Source organism: Paeniglutamicibacter kerguelensis (genome assembly GCF_017876535.1).
In the GTDB taxonomy this organism is placed as follows: Bacteria; Actinomycetota; Actinomycetes; order Actinomycetales; family Micrococcaceae; genus Paeniglutamicibacter; species Paeniglutamicibacter kerguelensis.
Genome location: NZ_JAGIOF010000001.1, coordinates 4152151 through 4173494 on the forward strand (window position 1 = coordinate 4152151; position 21344 = coordinate 4173494).

22 protein-coding genes and 1 rRNA gene are annotated in these 21344 nt (G+C 65.5%); 17 read left to right on the forward strand and 6 right to left on the reverse strand.

Features of this window, described 5'->3' with window-relative positions; translation table 11 throughout:
* Positions 1 to 87 precede the first annotated feature (87 nt).
* A complete protein-coding gene (locus JOF47_RS18870) occupies positions 88 to 519 on the forward strand; it encodes a hypothetical protein (protein WP_210001219.1) in 432 nt (143 codons plus the stop codon).
* A gap of 31 nt (positions 520 to 550) precedes the next feature.
* Here the strand turns inward: JOF47_RS18870 and JOF47_RS18875 are convergent, their stop codons facing one another.
* The 3 genes from JOF47_RS18875 to yczE form a co-directional block, all read right to left on the reverse strand.
* Positions 551 to 967 carry a DUF1761 domain-containing protein gene (locus tag JOF47_RS18875; protein WP_210001222.1) on the reverse strand — a complete coding sequence of 139 codons (417 nt, stop codon included), beginning with the start codon at positions 965 to 967 and terminating at the stop codon, positions 551 to 553.
* Between the two features lie 141 nt (positions 968 to 1108).
* Complete coding sequence (locus tag JOF47_RS18880; protein WP_210001224.1) at positions 1109 to 1723, reverse strand: hypothetical protein; 615 nt, start codon at positions 1721 to 1723, stop codon at positions 1109 to 1111.
* A 90-nt stretch (positions 1724 to 1813) separates the two neighbouring features.
* The gene (yczE, locus tag JOF47_RS18885; protein ID WP_210001226.1) at positions 1814 to 2503 is read right to left on the reverse strand and encodes a membrane protein YczE; all 690 of its coding nucleotides are present in this window, start codon (positions 2501 to 2503) and stop codon (positions 1814 to 1816) included.
* 60 nt (positions 2504 to 2563) lie between these two features.
* Between yczE and yczR the strand changes: the two genes are divergently transcribed.
* Positions 2564 to 3976 carry a MocR-like transcription factor YczR gene (gene yczR / locus JOF47_RS18890; RefSeq protein WP_210001228.1) on the forward strand — a complete coding sequence of 471 codons (1413 nt, stop codon included), beginning with the start codon at positions 2564 to 2566 and terminating at the stop codon, positions 3974 to 3976.
* A gap of 122 nt (positions 3977 to 4098) precedes the next feature.
* Here yczR and JOF47_RS18895 read toward each other — a convergent pair whose 3' ends face one another.
* Entirely contained in the window at positions 4099 to 4584 is a 486-nt protein-coding gene (locus JOF47_RS18895) for an inorganic diphosphatase (protein ID WP_210001230.1), read from the reverse strand.
* Between the two features lie 133 nt (positions 4585 to 4717).
* Between JOF47_RS18895 and dacB the strand changes: the two genes are divergently transcribed.
* The 14 genes from dacB to panC all read left to right on the forward strand — a co-directional run bounded on the left by dacB (position 4718) and on the right by panC (position 18124).
* The gene (dacB, locus tag JOF47_RS18900; protein ID WP_210001232.1) at positions 4718 to 6142 is read left to right on the forward strand and encodes a D-alanyl-D-alanine carboxypeptidase/D-alanyl-D-alanine endopeptidase; all 1425 of its coding nucleotides are present in this window, start codon (positions 4718 to 4720) and stop codon (positions 6140 to 6142) included.
* 82 nt (positions 6143 to 6224) lie between these two features.
* Positions 6225 to 7355 (forward strand): zinc-dependent metalloprotease, encoded by a 1131-nt coding sequence (locus tag JOF47_RS18905; protein WP_210001234.1) that lies wholly within the window; start codon positions 6225 to 6227, stop codon positions 7353 to 7355.
* An 8-nt stretch (positions 7356 to 7363) separates the two neighbouring features.
* The gene (gene tilS / locus JOF47_RS18910; protein ID WP_210001237.1) at positions 7364 to 8374 is read left to right on the forward strand and encodes a tRNA lysidine(34) synthetase TilS; all 1011 of its coding nucleotides are present in this window, start codon (positions 7364 to 7366) and stop codon (positions 8372 to 8374) included.
* Positions 8375 to 8531: 157 nt separating this feature from the next.
* Positions 8532 to 9083 (forward strand): hypoxanthine phosphoribosyltransferase, encoded by a 552-nt coding sequence (gene hpt, locus JOF47_RS18915; protein WP_210001239.1) that lies wholly within the window; start codon positions 8532 to 8534, stop codon positions 9081 to 9083.
* Positions 9084 to 9311: 228 nt separating this feature from the next.
* Entirely contained in the window at positions 9312 to 11267 is a 1956-nt protein-coding gene (gene ftsH, locus JOF47_RS18920; RefSeq protein WP_210001241.1) for an ATP-dependent zinc metalloprotease FtsH, read from the forward strand.
* A 32-nt stretch (positions 11268 to 11299) separates the two neighbouring features.
* The gene (gene folE, locus JOF47_RS18925; protein ID WP_210001243.1) at positions 11300 to 11911 is read left to right on the forward strand and encodes a GTP cyclohydrolase I FolE; all 612 of its coding nucleotides are present in this window, start codon (positions 11300 to 11302) and stop codon (positions 11909 to 11911) included.
* A gap of 8 nt (positions 11912 to 11919) precedes the next feature.
* Positions 11920 to 12837, forward strand: coding sequence for a dihydropteroate synthase (gene folP, locus JOF47_RS18930; RefSeq protein WP_210001246.1), 918 nt, complete (start codon positions 11920 to 11922; stop codon positions 12835 to 12837).
* A gap of 11 nt (positions 12838 to 12848) precedes the next feature.
* Entirely contained in the window at positions 12849 to 13217 is a 369-nt protein-coding gene (folB, locus tag JOF47_RS18935) for a dihydroneopterin aldolase (RefSeq protein ID WP_210001248.1), read from the forward strand.
* 5 nt (positions 13218 to 13222) lie between these two features.
* Positions 13223 to 13714: a 2-amino-4-hydroxy-6-hydroxymethyldihydropteridine diphosphokinase gene (gene folK / locus JOF47_RS18940; RefSeq protein WP_210001870.1), complete on the forward strand. Its 492-nt coding sequence runs from the start codon at positions 13223 to 13225 to the stop codon at positions 13712 to 13714.
* Between the two features lie 3 nt (positions 13715 to 13717).
* On the forward strand, positions 13718 to 14218 hold the full coding sequence (locus tag JOF47_RS18945) for a DUF3180 domain-containing protein (protein ID WP_210001250.1): 501 nt from the start codon (positions 13718 to 13720) through the stop codon (positions 14216 to 14218).
* Positions 14199 to 14711, forward strand: a complete 513-nt coding sequence (locus JOF47_RS18950; protein WP_210001252.1) for a PH domain-containing protein — start codon at positions 14199 to 14201, stop codon at positions 14709 to 14711. Before JOF47_RS18945 ends, JOF47_RS18950 begins: the two co-directional genes overlap by 20 nt.
* A complete protein-coding gene (locus JOF47_RS18955) occupies positions 14708 to 16234 on the forward strand; it encodes a PH domain-containing protein (RefSeq protein WP_210001254.1) in 1527 nt (508 codons plus the stop codon). Before JOF47_RS18950 ends, JOF47_RS18955 begins: the two co-directional genes overlap by 4 nt.
* Positions 16234 to 17127: a Rossmann-like and DUF2520 domain-containing protein gene (locus JOF47_RS18960; RefSeq protein WP_210001257.1), complete on the forward strand. Its 894-nt coding sequence runs from the start codon at positions 16234 to 16236 to the stop codon at positions 17125 to 17127. Before JOF47_RS18955 ends, JOF47_RS18960 begins: the two co-directional genes overlap by 1 nt.
* Before the next feature lie 61 nt (positions 17128 to 17188).
* On the forward strand, positions 17189 to 18124 hold the full coding sequence (panC, locus tag JOF47_RS18965) for a pantoate--beta-alanine ligase (RefSeq protein WP_377738679.1): 936 nt from the start codon (positions 17189 to 17191) through the stop codon (positions 18122 to 18124).
* A 23-nt stretch (positions 18125 to 18147) separates the two neighbouring features.
* Here panC and JOF47_RS22035 read toward each other — a convergent pair whose 3' ends face one another.
* Both JOF47_RS22035 and JOF47_RS22040 read right to left on the reverse strand, forming a co-directional pair.
* Positions 18148 to 18774, reverse strand: coding sequence for an NAD(P)H-dependent flavin oxidoreductase (locus JOF47_RS22035; protein ID WP_342592843.1), 627 nt, complete (start codon positions 18772 to 18774; stop codon positions 18148 to 18150).
* A gap of 8 nt (positions 18775 to 18782) precedes the next feature.
* A complete protein-coding gene (locus JOF47_RS22040; RefSeq protein WP_245356430.1) occupies positions 18783 to 19160 on the reverse strand; it encodes a hypothetical protein in 378 nt (125 codons plus the stop codon).
* A 556-nt stretch (positions 19161 to 19716) separates the two neighbouring features.
* Here JOF47_RS22040 and JOF47_RS18975 point away from each other — a divergent pair.
* Positions 19717 to 21242: ribosomal RNA gene (locus JOF47_RS18975) — 16S ribosomal RNA — on the forward strand.
* Positions 21243 to 21344 lie beyond the last annotated feature (102 nt).

The window sequence follows — 21344 nt, forward strand, 5'->3', positions numbered from 1 at the left end:
TTATTGGGCCGCCGTTCCGGCAGCCGGAAGTAGTGCCTGTTGACCAGCCGAAACGGGGAACACATTTCTCTGGCTATGCTTAAACCCATGAAACGCGCCGGAGTCTTTGCCCTGTCCCTGCTTAGCGCCGGGGCATTGCTGACCGGTTGCGCATCCCCGGACGCCGTCTGCAACACGGGGGAGGCAAGCGCCGCCGCGGCCATGGACCACCTGATTGAATCGACGCTGGCCGGCAACCAGATCGAGGTTTGCCGTGTCACCACCATCGGCGGCACCGATACCGTCGGGTTGCAATTCGGGCGCTTGGCCGACGAGCTGGGCGACCTCGGCGTGGACGCCGGATACACCGTGAAGCCCGTCGAGGATTCCACCCTTGGTGGATGGTCGCAGCTGGTGCTGAGCACCCCGAGCCATCCCGAGGGCAAGCCCTTCGACGTTTTCGAGCGTGGCGGAAAATACACGATCGGGTGGCTTGAATTCGTTCAGGATCCGTTGCCGGGCCAGAGCCCGGCCAAGTAGCGGGCCCCCGCTGCCCGGTGATGTCCGGCGGCTAGACGCCGAAGAGCCCGATGATCAGTGCCATGACCATGAACGTCACAAGTTCATGAACGCAGTTCAGGACCGTCAGGCCGACGGGGCGCCCCTCAAAGGCATCGTGGGTGATGAATCGCGCGGCGGTGAAGCCGCCCCAGAGGATCAGGGCGGTCAGCAGCGCGTTGGCGAGGAACGATCCGCCGTAGAACTGGAACGACAAGTAGGTTGCCCCGGCCAGGACCCAGGCGCTGATGAAGCTCACCACCAGGGTGATCAGGATGGGGACCACCGCATTCTTCATGGCTCCGGGGGAAACCTTGGCCACGCGCATCCAGTAATTCCCAAAGACCTTCGGGGTGTACCAGATCGAGCCAACCACCATGGTGGAAATGGTGGCGGCAACCACTGCAAGCCAAGTGATGTCGGGGACCATTGTGCGCTCCTGATGCAATGTCCGGGAGGGCGAGAATCTTTCGGCCCCCTGATCTTTCTTGATTTCGGTATGACGATCCTACGTCCGAAAATCACAGGTCAACAACGGGGAACGGGGATGACGCCGCCACCGGGAGCCTGGCTAGATCCCAGGAACGGCTCCGGGGGCATCGATCCATTTCAAGAGTCGTGCCGCGGCGGGCCGCGCCGCCCACTCTTCGACCCAGGCCGAGCGCACCACTGCCTTGGAAACGGCCTGTGCGCTGATGCCGAGTTCCGTTGCAACGTGCTTTTGCTGGCCGCGCACCCCGGGGGTCAGCAGGTCCAGCACCGCCCACTCGGCGATGCTTCGTGTGGCAACGATTTGGCCCAGCAGGCGCAATACCGCCTCGGTCTCTCCGGCCAGCTGCATGTCCGGGCCGACGACGCTCAGCGGAACGCGGTCGCCGGTGTGTTCGGCACGGTCAACTGCCGTTTGCGCATAGCCGAGCGCGGATCCCTGAAGGTATTGCGCATCGCGGGGAACGGGTTCATAGAGACTTCCCACCCCCAGCCCCACCACCCAGTGGCGTTGGCGCAAGGCGTGAAGCACCGCGCTCACGGCATCTTCCGCGGTTTCGGGCGAGCCCAGGATGAGCGTTGGTCCCGAACGCTGGAAGGGGGTGGGCGCCGGAATGTCGGACAAGGCCTGGAGCAATTCGTCGCCGAGGTCCCCGTTTTCGCGGCGATCACGTTGTTTTAAGGTCACTACGTACACACACCCAATTATGCAGGGCTTTGGGGACGCACTTCCGAGCCGCGCCCGACCCGGAGGTTGGGCGCGGCTCGGAGTCGGAGTCGGAGTCGGCTATTCCAGTGGGGCATCAGCCGGCACAGGGTCGACCGGGGCCTTCTGCGAAAGCCCGACGATGCAGTAGCGAAGGAAGAACTGGGTCACCGGACCGATTGCCAGGGCATAAAGGATGGTCCCGAAGCCCACGATTCCACCCAGGAACCAGCCGACCACCAGGACAAGGACTTCGACACCGGTGCGGGCCAAGCGCAGGCTTATGCCGGTTCGGGCATGTAGTCCGGTCATCAATCCGTCACGCGGGCCCGGGCCCAATTGGCTGCCGATGTAGAGCCCGCCGCCCAGTCCGTTGACCAGCAGTGCTCCGGCGAAAAGGGCGATCTGGGCCGGAAGCCCCTCGGCCTGCGGAATGACTGCCAAGGCGAAATCTGCGGCGATTCCGAGCCACAGCACGTTGGCGATGGTCCCGAGACCGGGCATCTGGCGCAAGGGTATCCAGAGCAACAGCACGATGAAGCCAAAGATGATCACGACGGTTCCCAGACTCAGCCCGGTGTGCAGCGTGACGCCGTAGTGGAGCACATCCCACGGGGCCAGACCCAAGCCCGATCGGACAAACCCGGCCATCGCGACGCCGAAGAGCGTGAGTCCGATGAAAAGTTGTACAAGCCTGTAGGGCATGCGGCCGGCGCGGAGTTGTTCCAGCGGGGTGAGGCGGGCGAGTTCGGGGGTGTTGCGCTTTGTCATGCATCAAGCTTCCCCGAAAATGGCATTGGAAAAAAGTGCCAATTGGTGGAAACTGGACCCATGAGTATGACCCAGCGCCAATTGCCGGCGCGCCGCCTCAGCAGCATGCTCGGGGAACGGCACGGCGAACAACCCGCCTACTCCTGGCTTTCCGAGGGAATCCGCCAACTTGTCACCAACGGGCGGGTGCTGCACGGAACCATGCTGCCCAGCGAGCGCGAACTGGTCGGCGCCCTTGGATTGAGCCGCACCACCGTCACCCGCGCCTACCAGGAACTGCGCGAACGCGGTTTTGCCGAGGCTCGCCAGGGATCCGGAACGCAGATCAGGATCCCCGGCGGCAACGTCGGGGGAGGGTCAGAACCGTTGACCGCAGGTTCACCGGAATTGGTTGCCCCGGGCGGCATCGACCTGACATGTGGGGCCCCGACCGCTCCCGTGGGTCTTGCCGGATTCTACGAACGCGCCCTCGACCAGCTTCCTGGCTACATCGGCGGCATGGGTTACTACCCGCTGGGGCTGCCGGTGCTGCGCGAGGTAATCGCCGCGGACTACGTCCGCCGTGGACTGCCCACGAGCCCCGAGCAAATCATCGTCACGGCAGGGGCGCTCTCGGGTGTGGCAAGCATTGCCCGTTCCATCCTTGGGCCCGGGGCAAGGGTGCTTGCCGAAAGCCCCAGCTACCCCAATTCGGTTTCCTCGCTGCGCCAGCACGGCGCCCGGCTGACGGCGCTACCCATCGGGCCGGAGGGAAGCGACGTTCCGGGCATAGAGACGGCATTGGCGCGCGGCGGATTCAGCGCCATGCTGTGCCTGCCCGACTTCCACAACCCCACGGGCTCGCTTCTTGGCGACGAGGGCAGGGAACGTTGGGCCGGGGCCCTTGACCGGCATGGGGTGCACGGCATCGTCGATGAAACAAACGCCGAACTGTGGCTGGATTCCAGGCCCAGCGTGGCGCCGATGGCCGCGTACTCGAACAACCTCATCACCGTGGGAAGCGCCAGCAAGACCTATTGGGGAGGGTTGCGGCTGGGCTGGATCAGGGCGCCGCACGCCTTGGTTGGCGCCATCCACCAGGGCCGGGCAACCATGGACCTCGGTGCGCCGGTCCTTGAACAGATCGTGCTTAGCCTGCTCATCACCGAACGGGCCGGCGTCGACGAAGCGACGCGCACCAGGCTGCGCGAAAACCGCGACTGGCTGCACGCCGGCCTTGTCGAAGCGTTGCCCGAATGGAAAATCCGGAAACCGGCCGGCGGCATGTCGCTGTGGTGCAACCTGCCGGCCCCGCGCTCCATGGCACTTGCGGCACAGGCCAAGAAATCCGGGTTGGTCTTGACCCCGGGCTCGGTCTTCGCCGTCGACGACCACGGGCTGGACCGCTGGCTGCGTGTGCCCTACGCGCTGGATCGCTCCGAGCTCGAGGTGGCACTGCCGTTGCTGGTCGACGCATGGAAGGCCGTGGCCTAGCGCGGATTCACCGCAAGATCCGTTGCTGGGCTTCGGCTGAAAGGCAAAACGGGGTTGGTTTCCGCTCGCAAGTGCGAGCGGAAACCAACCCCGTCCAATGGCAGCAGGCTGCCGGAAAATCCTTAGGCCTGGGCCTTGAAACGCTCGATCGAACGCTCAAGCTCGGCTTCCGCCTCGGCGCGGCCTTCCCAGCCCTCGGCCTTGACCCACTTGCCCGGCTCCAGGTCCTTGTAGCGCAGGAAGAAGTGCTCGATTTCCTTGACGAGCCACTCGTCGAGGTCCTCGAACTCCTGGATGTGGTCGAAGCGCTTGTCCGCAGGAACGCACACGAGCTTGGCGTCTCCGCCGCCGTCGTCGGTCATGTTGAACACGGCGATCGGGCGGGATTCGACGACAACGCCGGGGAACAGGTCAACGCCCGGGATGAAGACCAGGGCGTCCAACGGATCGCCGTCTTCGCCCAGGGTGTCATCGAAGAAACCGTAGTGGGTCGGGTACTGCATGGAGGTGAACAGCACGCGATCCAGACGCAGGCGGTGGGTCTCGTGGTCGATCTCGTACTTCACGCGGGATCCGGCTGGGATCTCGATGGTGACGTCGTGGCTCATGAAAAGTCTCCTCGACTCTCGTGACCAGGGGCACGTGCGGACGCGGGCGCATCCGATTGCCGTCTAGTCTTATGGGTGCTGCGCTTAAGGGTATATGGCGCACACTGACTACGACGATTTCGGGGATTTTGTAATGAAGCGCGCACGCCCGCTGTGGGGCACCTGGTCACTGGTGCTGGCAATTGGTGTTGCCCTCGGGATGGTGGCACTGATGCTGATCCCCGTCATGGCAGGCACGGCCGCCCCCAAGCCCGTCGAACCGCAGCCAGCCCCGCAGGTGGTTTCCCCGGCCACCCCCACGGCGCTGCCCCCGCTGGACCCCGAGGCCCCGGAACCGGAAGCCGGCGTGCTGGGGGCCGGGCTCGACGGGATTCTCTCCTCGATCGAACCGGACAGCAAGGTTTCGGCCAGCGTCGTCGACATCGCAACCGGCCGGGAGATCTATTCACGATCCGGTTCGCAGGCGGGCATCCCGGCCTCGAGCCTTAAGGTGCTCACCGCCATCGCGGCAACCGACGTGCTGGGCGAGGACCACCGTTTCACCACCAAGGTGCTGCTGAAGGACCCGCAAACCCTGGTGTTGGTCGGCGGCGGCGACGTCCTGCTGGGTTCCGGAAAGGATTCGACTGCGGTCAGCGGCCGCGCCGGACTGGAAACCCTTGCCGCCAGGGCCGCCAAGGAAATCCTCAAGGCGCAGGCCGCCGGACAGCTGGGGCCGGACCTGGCCCTTGAAGTCGACGATTCGCTTTTCACCGGCCCGGGGTTGAACCCGGCATGGGACGAGTCCCTGGTGACAACCAACAACATTGCCATCGTCGCACCCCTGGCGCTGTATGGGGCCCGAGCCGACTCCGGCCCCAAGTCGCCGCGGGTCAAGGACCCGGCGATGGCAGCAGCAACCTCCTTCGCGAAATCGCTGCGCACCGCACTGGGTGCCGGCGCCAAGGCCCCACGGCTTTCCACGGACATCTCACGCGGCCAGGCCGGGGCAGGCGCCACCGAATTGGCAAGCGTCTCCTCCGCACCGCTGGGCGAACAGGTGCGGTTCATGCTCGAGGTGTCCGACAACTACGTTGCCGAAACGCTGGGCCGTCTCACTGCCATCGCCAAGGGAAACCCCGGGGACTACCAGCACGGGGCGAAAGCGGTGCAGGAAAAGATTGCCGAGCTCGGCATCCGTTCCGAATCCCTGGGACTTGTCGACACCTCGGGGCTGGCAGACGGCAACAGGGTCTCCCCGCTGACCCTGGCCGACGCCCTGAAATTCGCCGCGACCTCCAACCACGTGGCGCTGCGCGACCTCAGCTACCAATTGCCGGTCGCGGGCGCGACGGGGACGCTGGGCACCAGGCTGAACACAGCAAGCACGCGCGGCATCGTCCGTGCCAAGACCGGTTCGCTGGTCGATGTTTCAAGCCTCAGCGGAATCACGCTCACCAAGGACGGCCGGGCGCTTGGCTTCTCCATCATGGTCCACTCGCACAACGGCGAACTGGCTCCGCACAAGGACACCCTTGATGCCGCCGCCACGTACCTGACGGGATGCGGCTGCCGCTGAGCCGAACCCCTTGCGCGCATTGCATATTTTGCTTGACGCGCAATCCGCCCCGTCCGCGGCTAATCGTGATGGGATGGGAGACATGGATACCACCGACTTCCGGCTGATCAATTGGGAGCTCGCGGCCAACACCGCGGCAACGCTGGTTGGGGCCGGGCCAAAGCTCAGCGGCGCGCAAATCGCCGAGGTTGTTGCGGACCTGCGCCTCAAGGCCGATGCCGCGGTAGACCACGTCCACCGGATCACGGGGCTCGACGCAGCCCGGGACCTGCGCGACTCCCATGTGTTGATCGTGGACCGCCCGGGGTGGGCCCGTGCAAACGTGCAAAGCTTTGAGGCGCTGCTGGATCCGGCCATGCGTTCGCTTGCGCAGAGCCGCGGTGCAAAGATCGGCGAAACCACCCAAATCCTTTCTTCCACGGCCACTGGCGTGGAAATGGGCGCCATCCTGGCATTCCTCTCCTCGAAGGTGCTTGGCCAGTACGACCCCTTTGCGGGAATGCTGCGCCGGGACGTTCCGCCGGGCGGCAGGCTGGTCTTGGTGGCCCCGAACATCGTTTCCGTCGAACGCGAGCTGAAGGTCGACCCTGACGACTTCCGCCTTTGGGTGGCCCTGCACGAACAAACCCACCGGGTGCAGTTCGCCGCAGCGCCCTGGCTGCGCGAACACCTGCGCGGGAAGATTTCCCAGCTGCTCGAATCGCTGCTGGCCGAACCCGATGCACTGGGCGAACGGATCAAGGCGGCGGCGGGATCCCTGGTCGGCGGCACCCCGAAAACCGCCGTCCAGGAGGCCGAGCCCCGGGAAGGCGAGTCCTCCCTCGGACTGCTCTCCGCCCTGCAGAACAGCGAACAAAAGGAAATCCTGTCACACGTCACGGCCGTGATGTCGCTTCTTGAGGGACACGCAAACGTGGTGATGGACGCCGTGGATCCAAGCATCGTCCCGACCGTCAAAACCATCCGCCAACGCTTCGGCGGGCGCGGCAAGGATCGGGGCGCCGTCGAGAAGTGGATCCGCAAATTGCTGGGCATGGACGCCAAGATGCGCCAATACGCCGACGGTCAGCGATTCGTGTCCAAGGCCGTCGCCCTGCTCGGCATGGAAACCTTCAACAAGGTCTGGGAACGTGCGGAAAACCTTCCCACCGAAGCCGAGCTCCACAACCCCGAACAATGGGCGGCACGGATCAGCGCCGCCGGCGACGCCTAAGGGCGGCAATGGGAGGGAACCTTCCCCGTGCCCTGGCAGCGGCCCGCACCGTCATCCGCAGCGCCACCACGCCCGGGGAATTCGTCTTGGTGGCCTGCAGCGGCGGCGCCGATTCGCTGGCCCTGGCCGCGGCCGCGGCCTTCCTGAACCGCAAGGGCCACTTGCGCGTCGGGGCCGTCATCGTCGACCACCGCATGCAGGACGGCAGCGATGCCGTGGCGGCCCGGGCGGCGGGGCAATGCCGGGACCTCGGCCTTGACCCGGTGTTGGTGTTGCCGGTCGACGTGGCGGGCGACAACGAACAGGCGGCACGGGCGGCCCGCTATGCGGCCTACGGGCAGGCGCTGGAATCCACCGGAGCCACCCGGATCCTGCTGGGGCACACCCTCGACGACCAGGCCGAACAGGTGCTGCTCGGCCTGGGCCGCGGTTCCGGGACGCTGTCGCTGGCCGGAATGCCCGCGGTCCGCGGTCCGTACCTGCGCCCCCTGCTGGGAATGGGCCGGTCGGCCATGGAGGAAATCTGCGCACACGAGTCCCTTGCCTTTTGGGTGGACCCGACAAATGCCGACCCGAAATACCTGCGCAACCAGGTCCGCCACCGGCTGATGCCGGTCCTGCGGGAGGTGCTTGGCGCACGTATCCCGGAATCCCTGGCCCGCACGGCAACCCTGGCCCGGCAGGACGCCGAATACCTGGATTTCCTGGCCGGGAAGGAACTCGAGGCGGTGCGGAACATCTCAGGCCCCGGCGCCATCGCACTGGACCTGCCCGCGCTGCGGGAACTGCCCGACGCCCTGCGCTCACGGGTGCTGCGCCTGGCCGTCCAGGAGCTCGGCGCACCGGCCCCGGATTTCGAGCGGGTCGCCGCATTGCAGGCCCTGGTCTTCAATTCGAAGTCCCCGGGACCGGTGCAGCTGGACGGGCACGCGCAGGCCGTCCGGGTTGCGGCGAACCGCGCCGGGACGGGGTCGCGGTCCACGCTGAAGTTCACCCGGGCGGCACCCGCCCCCGGCTAGGCGGTGAGAATTGCCTCACATTGGAACGCCTACTACCGCCAAGTCGCGGCAAGAACGCCAACGGCGCTCCCCACCGGCCCGTTGACTGTGGCACTCTAGTTCTTGAGTAGAAAACCCTTCGACCGGTCTATTCCCGACCCCAGAACCAGGAGCCCTCGTGGATTCGAAAGACGTCAGCGCCGATCTCGCGCATGTCCTTTACACCAAGGAAGAAATCCAGGCCAAGATCCAGGAGCTTGCAGCCCAGATCGACGCCGACTACGAAGGCCGGGACATCCTGGTTGTAGGCGTCCTCAAGGGGGCGGTCATGGTCATGGCCGACCTCGTCCGTGCACTGCACTCGCACGTCACCATGGACTGGATGGCAGTTTCCTCCTACGGCTCGGGCACCCAGTCCTCCGGCGTCGTCCGCATCCTCAAGGACCTGGACACCGACCTGCTCGGCAAGCACGTGCTGATCGTTGAAGACATCATCGACTCCGGCCTGACCCTGTCCTGGCTGCAGGCGAACCTCGAGTCCCGCGGCCCGGCCTCGGTCGAGATCTGCACCCTGCTGCGCAAGCCCGAGGCTGCAAAGGTCGAGATCGACGTGAAGTACGTCGGCATGGAAATCCCGAACGAATTCGTCGTCGGCTACGGCCTGGACTTCGATGAGAAGTACCGCAACCTGGACTTCATCGGCACCCTGGCTCCGCACGTTTACGAGTAAAGTCCGGTTCTGCTCGAATTCCTGAATATGTAAGGCCCCTGGCCGTTCCCGCCCGTGCGGGAGCGGCCAGGGGTCTTCTTACGCCCAAAGGGGAACTTATCCCGCGGCCCAACCGTAGAATCCCAATAAGGCGTTTACTTATTAACGTGTAGAAGGTAGTGGCGTCGCCCGGGCGCCCGGGCGAACATGCGTCCGAAAGCAGGAGGGATGGGGCGGGACCCCCAATCAATGAACGCGAAAAAGATCTTTAATAGCTGGATCGTATGGGTGCTTCTGGGTGCCGCTGTGCTGCTTATTTTCCTTCCGACGCTTTTGGGCGGAAACAACGGCCGCATTGACACGAGCGTTGGCATGCAGCTGCTCAAGGACGACAAGGTCTCCGAAGCGAAGATTTTCGACGGCGAACAGCGCGTGGATCTGACGCTGAAGGAACCCCTGAACGTCGCCGGAGTCGACAAGGGCAAAAACGTCTCGTTCTACTACTCCTTCCCGCGCGGAACCCAGGTCGTTGACGCCGTCGACAATGCGAACCTCACCGGTTACACCGACCAGCCCGTGCAGAACAACTGGTTCCTCTCCATGCTCGGGGTGCTCATCCCCTTCATCCTGATTGCCGGTCTCTTCTGGTTCATCCTGGCCCGGTCCCAGGGCGGCGGCTCCAAGGTCATGCAGTTCGGCAAGTCCCGTGCCAAGCTGATCACCAAGGACATGCCCCAGGTGACCTTCGTCGACGTCGCGGGTGCCGACGAGGCGGTGGAAGAACTCCACGAAATCAAGGAATTCCTCCGCGAACCCGGCAAGTTCCAGGCCGTCGGCGCGAAGATCCCCAAGGGTGTACTGCTCTACGGCCCTCCGGGCACCGGCAAGACGCTGCTGGCCAAGGCCGTTGCCGGCGAGGCCGGCGTCCCGTTCTACTCCATCTCCGGCTCCGACTTTGTCGAAATGTTCGTCGGCGTTGGCGCCTCGCGCGTCCGCGACCTGTTTGAACAGGCCAAGACGAACTCCCCGGCGATCATCTTCGTCGATGAGATCGACGCCGTGGGACGCCACCGCGGCGCCGGCATCGGCGGCGGCAACGACGAGCGCGAACAGACGCTCAACCAGCTGCTCGTCGAGATGGACGGCTTTGACGCCACCACCAACGTGATCCTGATCGCGGCGACCAACCGCCCGGACGTCCTTGACCCGGCACTGCTGCGCCCGGGCCGCTTCGACCGCCAGATCCCCGTCGAGGCACCAGACATGATCGGCCGCGAGCAGATCCTCAAGGTCCACGCCCAGGGCAAGCCGATGGCCACCAACGTCGACCTGAAGGCCGTGGCGAAGAAGACGCCAGGTTACACCGGCGCCGACCTGGCCAACGTGCTCAACGAGGCCGCGCTGCTCACCGCGCGCTCCAACGCCCAGCTCATCGACGACCGCGCCCTGGACGAGGCCATCGACCGCGTCATGGCCGGCCCGCAGAAGCGCAGCCGCCTGATGAAGGAACACGAACGCAAGATCACCGCGTACCACGAGGGCGGCCACGCCCTGGTCGCGGCGGCCATGCGCCAGACCGCACCGGTCACCAAGGTCACCATCCTGCCGCGCGGCCGCGCCCTGGGTTACACCATGGTGGTTCCGGACGACGACAAGTACTCGGTGACCCGCAACGAGCTGCTCGACCAGATGGCCTACGCCATGGGCGGCCGCGTCGCCGAGGAGATCGTCTTCCACGACCCGTCCACGGGCGCCTCCAACGACATCGAGAAGGCCACCGCGACGGCCCGCAAGATGGTCACCGACTACGGCATGTCCGAGCGCGTCGGCGCCGTGAAGCTGGGCTCCTCCTCCGGGGACGCCATGTACGGCCAGGCCGCCAGCCGCGACTACTCCGACGCCATGGCCAACGTGGTCGACGAGGAAGTGCGATCGCTGATCGACACCGCCCATGACGAGGCCTACGCCGCACTGACCGAAAACCGCCACGTGCTCGACCGCCTGGCCCTGGCCCTGCTGGAGCACGAAACGCTGAACCAGAAGGAGATCGAGGAGATCTTCCACGACCTGGTCAAGCGCCCCGAGCGCGAGGTCTGGCTGAGCAAGGACACCCGTCCGGTGCACAGCGAGGGACCGGTGCTCAGCCCCAAGGAAATCGCCGGACAGCAGCAGGACGCCGTCGTCATCGAGAAGGCCGGCGAATAGCTCCCGAACCGCACTCGGCTATCATCGGGAAGGTGAACGAGATCGATCAGTTAGAAGAAGCCAACGTCGGGAATCCCGGCGCCGTAGATTTGGTGCGCATCGAAAAGGCAGTGCGGGAAATCCTGCACGCCATCGGCGAGGACCCGGATCGCGACGGGCTGAAGGACACCCCCAAGCGGGTGGCCAAGGCCTACTCCGAGTTCTTCTCGGGCCTCCACGAGGACCCCGCGGACCACCTGGGAACCACCTTTGACATCGAACACGATGAACTGGTGTTGGTGAAGGACATTCCCTTCTACTCGACCTGCGAGCACCACCTGGTCCCGTTCCACGGAAGCGCGCACATCGGCTACATCCCGGGCCCGGAGGGCAAGGTCACCGGGCTGAGCAAGCTCGCCCGGCTCGTAGAGGTCTTTGCCCGGCGCCCACAGGTCCAGGAACGCCTGACCACCCAAATCGTCGACGCCCTGATGGAACACCTCGAGCCGCGCGGCGCGATCGTCGTCGTCGAATGCGAACACATGTGCATGTCCATGCGCGGGGTCCGCAAGCCCGGCGCCAAAACCGTCACCAGCGCCGTGCGCGGCCAGCTACGAGAGTCGGCGACCCGCGCGGAAGCCATGAGCCTCATCCTCGGAAAGTAGGAGTCACCTTGTCACTTGGAGCGATCCCCGGAACCGGCCCGGCCACCAGCCCGTTGCCCGTCATCCGCAAAACCACCGCCCGCACCCTGGCGGACCTGCCCACGGACCGCACCCTGGTCATGGGAATCCTGAACATCACCGAGGACTCGTTCTCCGACGGCGGCAGGTACACCAAGGTCGACGACGCGATTGCCCACGGCCTGCGCATGTACTACGGCGGGGCGGACATCATCGACATCGGGGGCGAATCAACCCGCCCCGGCGCCGAGCCGGTGTCTCCCGCCACCGAGCAGGCCCGCATCATCCCGGTGATCGCGGCGCTGGCCAAGGCCGGTGCGATCATCTCGGTCGACACCATGCACACCTCCACCGCCCGCGCAGCGCTTGCCGCCGGCGCGCACATCATCAACGACGTCTCGGGCCTGACCCACGAGGCCGACATGCCCGCATTGATCGCCGAGACCGGCGCCCCCTACGTGCTCATGCACCGCCGTGGGGATGCCGCCACGATGACCACCGAGGCAAACTACGCCGACGTCGTCGCCGAGGTCATCGAGGAACTGCTTGCCCTGCGCGAGACGTTCACCGCCGCCGGCGTCAGGCCCGAACAGCTGATCCTGGATCCGGGACTCGGCTTCGCCAAGGACGCGGAACACAACTGGGAACTGCTGCGCTCCCTTGACCGCTTCGGCGCCCTGGGCCACCGCGTCCTGGTGGGCACCAGCCGCAAGCATTTCCTCGGCTCGCTGCTGACGGTCGACGGCAAGGCGGCCGCCCCGGCCGAACGCGATGCCGCAACCACGGCCACCAGCGCGCTGGCTGCGGCCAACGGCGCCTGGGGCGTGCGCGTGCATGACGTCGCCTCCAACCTGGACGCAGTCAAGGTGGCCCGCGCCTGGTCCGCGGCCACCGTCCCGGCGCTCTAGGGGGCACGGGCATGCGCACCGACACCATCACGCTCACCGGCATCACGGCGATCGGGCACCACGGGGTCTTCGAAAGCGAGAAGCGAGACGGCCAGCCCTTCACCCTCGACATCGTGCTGCACACCGACATCCGGCCGGCGGCCGCCAGCGACAACGTCGCAGACACTGCGCACTACGGGGAACTGGGCGAACTTGTCGTCGAGCAGATCCAGGACGGCCCGTGGGACCTGATCGAAACCCTCGCGGAAAAGACCGCCGCGGCGATCCTGAAGGAATTCGCCGTGGTTTCGGCCGTGGAGGTCGTCGTGCACAAGCCCAAGGCCCCGATCACCGTGCCGTTCACCGATGTACGCATCCACATCTACCGGGAACGGGAGTGACCCAGATGGCCTCCTGCATCCTTGCCCTCGGCTCGAACCTGGGCGAACGTGCCGGAACGCTTGAGGCGGCCGTCGCCGAAATCGCCGCCACCGAGGGAATCGACCTGGTGTCCGTCTCCGGGACGGCCGTGACCAAGCCGGTGGGCGGCCCCGCGGGACAACCCGATTTCCTGAACCTGGTGGTGCGCGTCGAAACGAGCCTTGCCCCGCTGGAACTCTTGGCGGCCTGCCAGGCCGTGGAGCAAACCCACCTGCGCACCCGCGAGGTGCGCTGGGGCCCGCGCACCCTGGACGTGGACGTGATCACCTACGGGGAAACCAGCAGCGACGACCCGGTGCTGACCCTGCCGCACCCGCGCGCCGCGGAACGCGGCTTTGTGCTGGTGCCGTGGCTGTGGATGGAACCCGACGCGATGCTTGCCGGAAGGCCTGTTTCCGCACTGGCGGCGGCGGCCGCGGACTCCGCCGACGTGACCCGTTACGGGGATGGTGCCTAGACCATGAACTCACTGCGTCCACTGTGGGTGGTGACGGTCCTGGCCGTGGCGACGGCGGCCGGATACACGGTGCAGTCGATCACGGCCTCCAACGGCTATGCGGTTCCGGTGCTGCACTGGACCTCGCTGCTGACCATGGGGGCGGCCACAGTGCTGACCCTGGTGATGGGCATCCGCGTCAAGCGGTACACCGGCGGCAAGACCAAGGCCCCGATCAACCCCATCGCCGCGGCCCGCACCCTGGTGCTGGCCCAGTCCTGCACCTACGCGGGCAGCGCGATCGCCGGCTGGCACGTCGGCATCCTGGTCGGGCTGATTGGCGCTTCCGGCACGGGCAGCGACGCGGTGAAATCATCCTTGTTGATGATCGGCGGGGCGCTGGTCATGGCTATCGTTGGTTGGGTTGTGGAACAGTTCTGCAAACTTCCCCCGGAGGAGCCCTCCAGCCCGGAGGGTCGCGCCCAGGGCAAGGACGAGGAAGGCTATGCCGCAGGAACCAATTGACCCGGCCGGGATCGAGTGGAAGCGGGTGTCGCCGCAGTACGCGAAGGTCCGCATGGTGGGGTGGGGAATCTCCGTGCTGATCACCCTGGCGGCGCTCTCCGTACCCCTGGTTTTGCATCTGGTCGGCCTGTGGCCGGGCTACCCGCTGTGGCTGGGCATCGCCCTGCCGGCCGTGGTGCTTGCCGCCGAACTCATCCGATTGGCCGTGATTCCGCGCCAGGTGGCCGCCATCGGATACGCGGAACGCGCCGATGACCTGCTGGTGCGCCACGGCCTGATGTTCCAGAAGGTCCTGGTGGTGCCCTACGGGCGCATGCAGTTCGTCGATGTTGCCGTCGGCCCGATCGACAGGATGCTGGGATTGTGCAAGGTCAAGCTGCACACCGCGGCAGCCGACGCGACCGCCGAAATCCCCGGGCTTCCGATGGCCGAGGGGACCCGGCTGCGCGAACAGCTTGCCGCGCGCGGCGAATCGCGATTGGCCGGACTGTGAGCGTGCCGGCAAGCGAACCCGCAAACGGCCACGCGGAGCCGTGGCAGCGGGTCCACCCCGTCTCCCCGCTGGTGCGCGGCTGGCTTGCGGTGGTTGCCATCGCGTTCGTCTACGGGCAAAACACGCTTTCCTCGTCCTTCGGCGGGGAGGGGCCCTACCCCGGCGAGGAGTTCGTCGACGGCGGGTCCCTGCTGGTGCCCGTACTCATCGGCTCGGGCATCCTGGTCTTGATCCTGCTGGGATTCCTGGGTTCCTGGTGGTTCACCAAGTACCAAATCACCGACCGGCACGTGAACGTGAACTCCGGCATGATCTTCCGCCAGCAGCGACAAGCCCGCATCGACAGGGTGCAGTCGATCGACATCGCCCAGCCGCTGGTCGCCCGCATCTTCGGGCTCGCGGAACTCCGCTTCGACGTCGCCGATTCCGGCTCCGCGGCGATGAGCCTTTCCTACATCAAGCTTTCAGAGGCGCACCAGCTGCGCAACACCATCCTGGCGCGGGCGGCGGGATTGAAGGCGGCCGAAGCCCCGCAGCAGTCCCGGACACCGGGCCCGGAACAGGGTGAACCGTCCGAACACGGTGCCGGGGCCGATCGGGGCGTCCACGCGCCGGACTCGGCAGCCGCACAGCTGCAAGCTGCCAGCGAGTACGTCGTGGCAACCGTCCCCGTGGGGCGGCTGGTCGGTTCGCTGCTGCTGCGCCCCGTCACGATGTTCGTCGTGCTGGGTCTCGCCGGCCTGGCCTACTCCATGTCGGCGTTCGACGGGTTCAACCCCGTCTACCTGATTCCGGCGTTCCTGGGCCTGGGCGGGGTGCTATGGAACCACATCAACACCGGCTACAACTTCAAGGCCGCAACAAGCGCCGACGGGTTGCGGCTGAGCTACGGGCTGCTTGACACACGCCACCAGACCGTCCCGCCCGGACGCGTGCAGGCCATCAAGGTCAGTGCCCCCTTCTTCTGGCGCCGTTTCGGATGGTACAAGGTCGCTGTGAACGTGGCGGGCGTCGGCGGGGCCGGCGCCGAGGATTCGGCGGAACGCTCGGTGCTGCTTCCCGTGGGAACCTACGAGGACGTGCTGGCGGTGCTTTCGGTGGTGCTGCCCGATCCGGGCACCCCCGCCGCACGCGAATTCTTCGCCGCGGCCATCAACGGCAGCGGCGACGGGCACGGTTTCATCGTTTCCCCGCGCCGGGTGCGCCCGCTTTCCCCGCTGGCCCACCGCCGGCAGGGTTACGCCGTCACCGACACCGCGCTGGTGGCCCGCAGCGGCGCGTTCCACCGCACCACGGCCATCGTCCCGCACGAACGCACCCAGGGCATCCGCCTGTACCAGGGCCCGCTGGCCAGGCGTTTCGGCGTGGCCGAGCTTCAGCTCGCGACGATCGCCGGCCCGGTGGCCCCGGTGGTGCACCAAATGGATCTCGACGAGGCGCGCGCCCTCTTCCTGGCGCAGTCCGACCGCGCAGCGGTTGCACGCAAGAAAAAAGACACGAACCACTGGTTGGAGGAAGCCTGATGAAGGCATCGCGGCCCGGGCGCCTGGGCGTCGGAATCATCGGGGCGGGGAAGGTCGGCGCCGTGCTCGGCGCGGCCCTGCGCGCCGCCGAACACCAGATCGTCGGGGTGCATGCTGTTTCCGAGGCCTCGAAGGAACGCGCCGAAATGCTGCTTCCCGGGGTTCCGGTGCTGGAAATCCCGGAGATCCTGCGGCGCGCCGAACTGGTGCTCTTGGCGGTGCCCGACGACGCGCTGGCCGACCTGGTGTCGGGACTGGCAGCGGCCGGACACTGGCAGGCCGGGCAACTGGTGGTGCACACCGCCGGGCGCTACGGCACCAAGGTGCTGGCCCCCGCCAGCCAAGCCGGGGCCATCGCCCTGGCAATCCACCCGGCGATGACCTTCACCGGCATGAGCATGGACCTGGAGCGGCTCAACGACTGCGCCTTCGGGGTCACGGCACCGAACATGGTGCTGCCCATCGCCCAGGCGCTGGTGGTGGAGATGGGCGGCGAACCCGTGGCCATCGCCGAGGAAGACCGCGTGATTTACCACGCGGCGCTGGCGCACGCGTCGAACCACCTGGTGACAATCGCCGGGCAGGCCGCGGGGTTGCTGTCCGGCATCGGGGTCGAGCATCCCGAACGGGTGCTTTCATCGCTGATGCGCGCCTCCCTGGAGAATGCGCTGGCCTCCGGCGAGGGCGCGTTGACCGGCCCGATCGCCCGCGGGGACGTGCAAACGGTGGCCGAGCACAAGGCCGCGCTGGATTCCGCCGGGGTCGCCCGGGACACCCGCGAGGGCTACCTGGCCATGAGCCGGGCCACCGCGCTGCGCGCCAACGCCCGCGGACTGATCGGCACGGACAAGCTCGAGGCGATCCTGGCCGCCATCGACGGCGCCGCACGCTGAGCCACCGCAACCAAACGTAGCAACCGGGCTCCCGCGGCCGGCCCGGCGATAAACTGGGTCGGTGAGCAATGACGCTGGTAAACGCAACCAAGAACCGCTGGTAGTCCGTACGGCCCTGGAACTTTCGGCCGCCATTGCCGATCGCCTGGTGCGGGTGGCCGCGGCCGGGGGCACGGCGACCCTGGGACTGGTGCCAACCATGGGTGCCCTGCATTCGGGGCACGAATCACTGGTGGCAACGGCCCGCGCGCAAAACGACGTGCTGGTGGTCAGCATCTTCGTTAACGAGCTCCAGTTCAACGACGCCGCGGACTTCGAACGCTACCCGCGCACCCTGGACGCCGATGTCCGGATCCTGGCCCGCGCCGGTGCGGACATCGTGTTCGCACCGGAGCCCGGCGAGGTCTACCCGGACGGCCGCCCGCTGGTGAAGCTGGACTCGGGCGCGCTGGGCGCCAAGTTCGAGGGCGCCTCGCGCCCCGGGCACTTCGACGGCATGCTTGCGGTGGTGGCCAAGCTGCTGCACCTGGCCATGCCCCCGGCAAGCTGCCCCGTTCCCGCGAGGTACAGCGCATACTTCGGGCAGAAGGACGCCCAGCAGCTGGTGCTGATCAACCGGATGGCCAAGGACCTGAATTACCCGGTCGAGATCTGCTCGGTGCCGATCATCCGCACCGCGGAGGGCCTGGCGCTCTCGAGCCGCAACCAATTCCTCACCCCCGAGCAGGCCGAGGCCGCGCTGGTCATTTTCCGGGCGATGAACATGATCAAGGTCCGGGCCGATCGGCACGAGCCGCTCTTCCTGGAGGATGCCGTGGCGCTCTTCGAGGAGGAACCGTTGGTCGAGCTCGACTACTTCGAACTCGTCGACCCCAACACGCTGCAGGAACTCGCGTTCAACTGCAGGGAAACCCCCTTCACCGGCGAGGGCCTGCTGCTGGTGGCCGCGAAGGTCGGCCAGGTCCGCCTGATCGACAACACCCCGCTGGGTTACTAGACAGCCGTATATAAGGAGTTTCCCTAGCGGGATTCCCAGCGGCCCGCCGCCCGGTTGAGCAATTCACGGAATCCGGCCAGGTCCGCCATGATCCGCGCGGCGCTCTGCCCGGTCGTCGACAAGCCGGCGGATTGCCCCGCATATACGGGGGCCGTGCTGACGTCGGCCTTCACACGCGCTTCATCGACGGCCCTGGTGATATCGCCACCCTCTTTGACTGCCGTGCCGAGCCTTTCGATGTCGTCGGCCCAGGTATCGCTGAAGTCGTTTTGCAGGGCCCGGCCGCCATACTCAACGGGCCAGGCAATGCGTTGGGCGATATCGAACGCCCTTGTATATACGGTGTCGTCGATGCCGGCGCTGCCTATTGCCTGCTTGATGTTCGGGTGGCTCAGGGACTCCGTGGCCGTGGCGAACCGTGTGCCGATCCATGCGGCGGACGCGCCAGCCCCCAGGACCGCCGCAACACCTGCCTTGGTGCCGATACCGCCGGCGGCGATGAGGGGCTTCTCCGTGGTTGAGAGCGCCAGTTGCAACAAGGGGAGCGTCGAAACCTCGTTCCGGCCGTGCCCGCCGCCCTCGCTGCCGCGACAGATGACCACGTCGATGTCGGACTGAAGGGCACGTTCAAGTTCCGCCGCATTGCCCACCTGCATTCCTACCCACACGCCGGCTTCATGCACCGCGCGGCCGGTCCAGGTTCGCCGAAACTGATACAGATGAAGGAAGGTCCGTGGGCAAGCACCTGGTGCAGCGGATCGAGTGACTTCTCCAGGACCCACGCCATCAAGCCGGCGCCCCAAGGTCGGGATGCCGAGGTGGCAAGCTCGGATTGTTGGTCGATCCATTCCTTGGTGTCGTTTCCTCCGATGCCCAGCATGCCGAACCCTCCGGCTGCGGATACCGCCGCGGCTAGGGAGCCGCCGGCAGCGCCGGCCATCGATGCGTTGAAAATCGGTTCGACATAGCCAAGGCGTTGTTGCAGCGCGTCGGTCGCCGGTTGTGGTCGGGTGTTCCGAGGGGTAGGTGCAGCCATGTACCGAGTCTATGACCGGCGGAGGCAGGTGCCTGTGATGCAGCACTCAAATCCTCAAATCAGTGAAATGGGCCCGATTTCCGTCTTTTTCGGGTGTTCCGGGGCCGTTGCCCCCGTCTTTGCGGGGTTTCCGGGTTCCGACCGGCGGGGAGGGGCCCGGTTGGACTTCCGGGGCCGGGGCGCGTAGAGTTGTTTCTCGCGCCGGACACCGCAGCGTAGCCCGAAAGGGAAACGGGCGGGGGTTGGCGAGAAGGATTTTGGAAGAACACCGGATGTCGAATTGACTCCGGGTTGCTTCCGGACTAAGGTAGTGAAGTTGCTCCAGAGCGAAGCGCCGGCGGTTGGTAAGCCCGGGTCGTGGAGGTTGGAAGCGTCTGTTGTTTGAGAACTCAATAGTGTGCCAAGTTTGTTGATACCAATTTATTTATTTTATTGGTGAATGGTTTCAGGGTCCGCACCCCCGTGCGGGGACCTGGGGCAATTTGCCGGGATTTTTTTTACTTGGTGCAACCCGGCCGACTTTTTCCAGTCGGCGTGATGGTTGTGTCTGTATTTTTTTACGGAGAGTTTGATCCTGGCTCAGGATGAACGCTGGCGGCGTGCTTAACACATGCAAGTCGAACGATGACCCCCAGCTTGCTGGGGTGATTAGTGGCGAACGGGTGAGTAACACGTGAGTAACCTGCCCCTGACTCTGGGATAAGCCCGGGAAACTGGGTCTAATACTGGATATGCACCGTGGACCGCATGGTCCTTGGTGGAAAGATTTTTTGGTCAGGGATGGACTCGCGGCCTATCAGCTTGTTGGTGAGGTAATGGCTCACCAAGGCGACGACGGGTAGCCGGCCTGAGAGGGTGACCGGCCACACTGGGACTGAGACACGGCCCAGACTCCTACGGGAGGCAGCAGTGGGGAATATTGCACAATGGGCGAAAGCCTGATGCAGCGACGCCGCGTGAGGGATGACGGCCTTCGGGTTGTAAACCTCTTTCAGTAGGGAAGAAGCGAAAGTGACGGTACCTGCAGAAGAAGCGCCGGCTAACTACGTGCCAGCAGCCGCGGTAATACGTAGGGCGCAAGCGTTATCCGGAATTATTGGGCGTAAAGAGCTCGTAGGCGGTTTGTCGCGTCTGCCGTGAAAGTCCGAGGCTCAACCTCGGATCTGCGGTGGGTACGGGCAGACTAGAGTGATGTAGGGGAGACTGGAATTCCTGGTGTAGCGGTGAAATGCGCAGATATCAGGAGGAACACCGATGGCGAAGGCAGGTCTCTGGGCATTAACTGACGCTGAGGAGCGAAAGCATGGGGAGCGAACAGGATTAGATACCCTGGTAGTCCATGCCGTAAACGTTGGGCACTAGGTGTGGGGGACATTCCACGTTTTCCGCGCCGTAGCTAACGCATTAAGTGCCCCGCCTGGGGAGTACGGCCGCAAGGCTAAAACTCAAAGGAATTGACGGGGGCCCGCACAAGCGGCGGAGCATGCGGATTAATTCGATGCAACGCGAAGAACCTTACCAAGGCTTGACATGTGCCAGACCGCCGTGGAAACACGGTTTCCCCTTTGGGGCTGGTTCACAGGTGGTGCATGGTTGTCGTCAGCTCGTGTCGTGAGATGTTGGGTTAAGTCCCGCAACGAGCGCAACCCTCGTTCTATGTTGCCAGCGCGTCAAGGCGGGGACTCATAGGAGACTGCCGGGGTCAACTCGGAGGAAGGTGGGGACGACGTCAAATCATCATGCCCCTTATGTCTTGGGCTTCACGCATGCTACAATGGCCGGTACAATGGGTTGCGATACTGTGAGGTGGAGCTAATCCCAAAAAGCCGGTCTCAGTTCGGATTGGGGTCTGCAACTCGACCCCATGAAGTCGGAGTCGCTAGTAATCGCAGATCAGCAACGCTGCGGTGAATACGTTCCCGGGCCTTGTACACACCGCCCGTCAAGTCACGAAAGTTGGTAACACCCGAAGCCGGTGGCCTAACCCCTTGTGGGAGGGAGCCGTCGAAGGTGGGACCGGCGATTGGGACTAAGTCGTAACAAGGTAGCCGTACCGGAAGGTGCGGCTGGATCACCTCCTTTCTAAGGAGCAACTAACACCAAGCGACCACGCCAAAGTGCGGGGAACCGTGGGTGTTCAGTGCTGCTCGCATCCACCACTTGTGTTGGTGGGCGAGTGCTCAA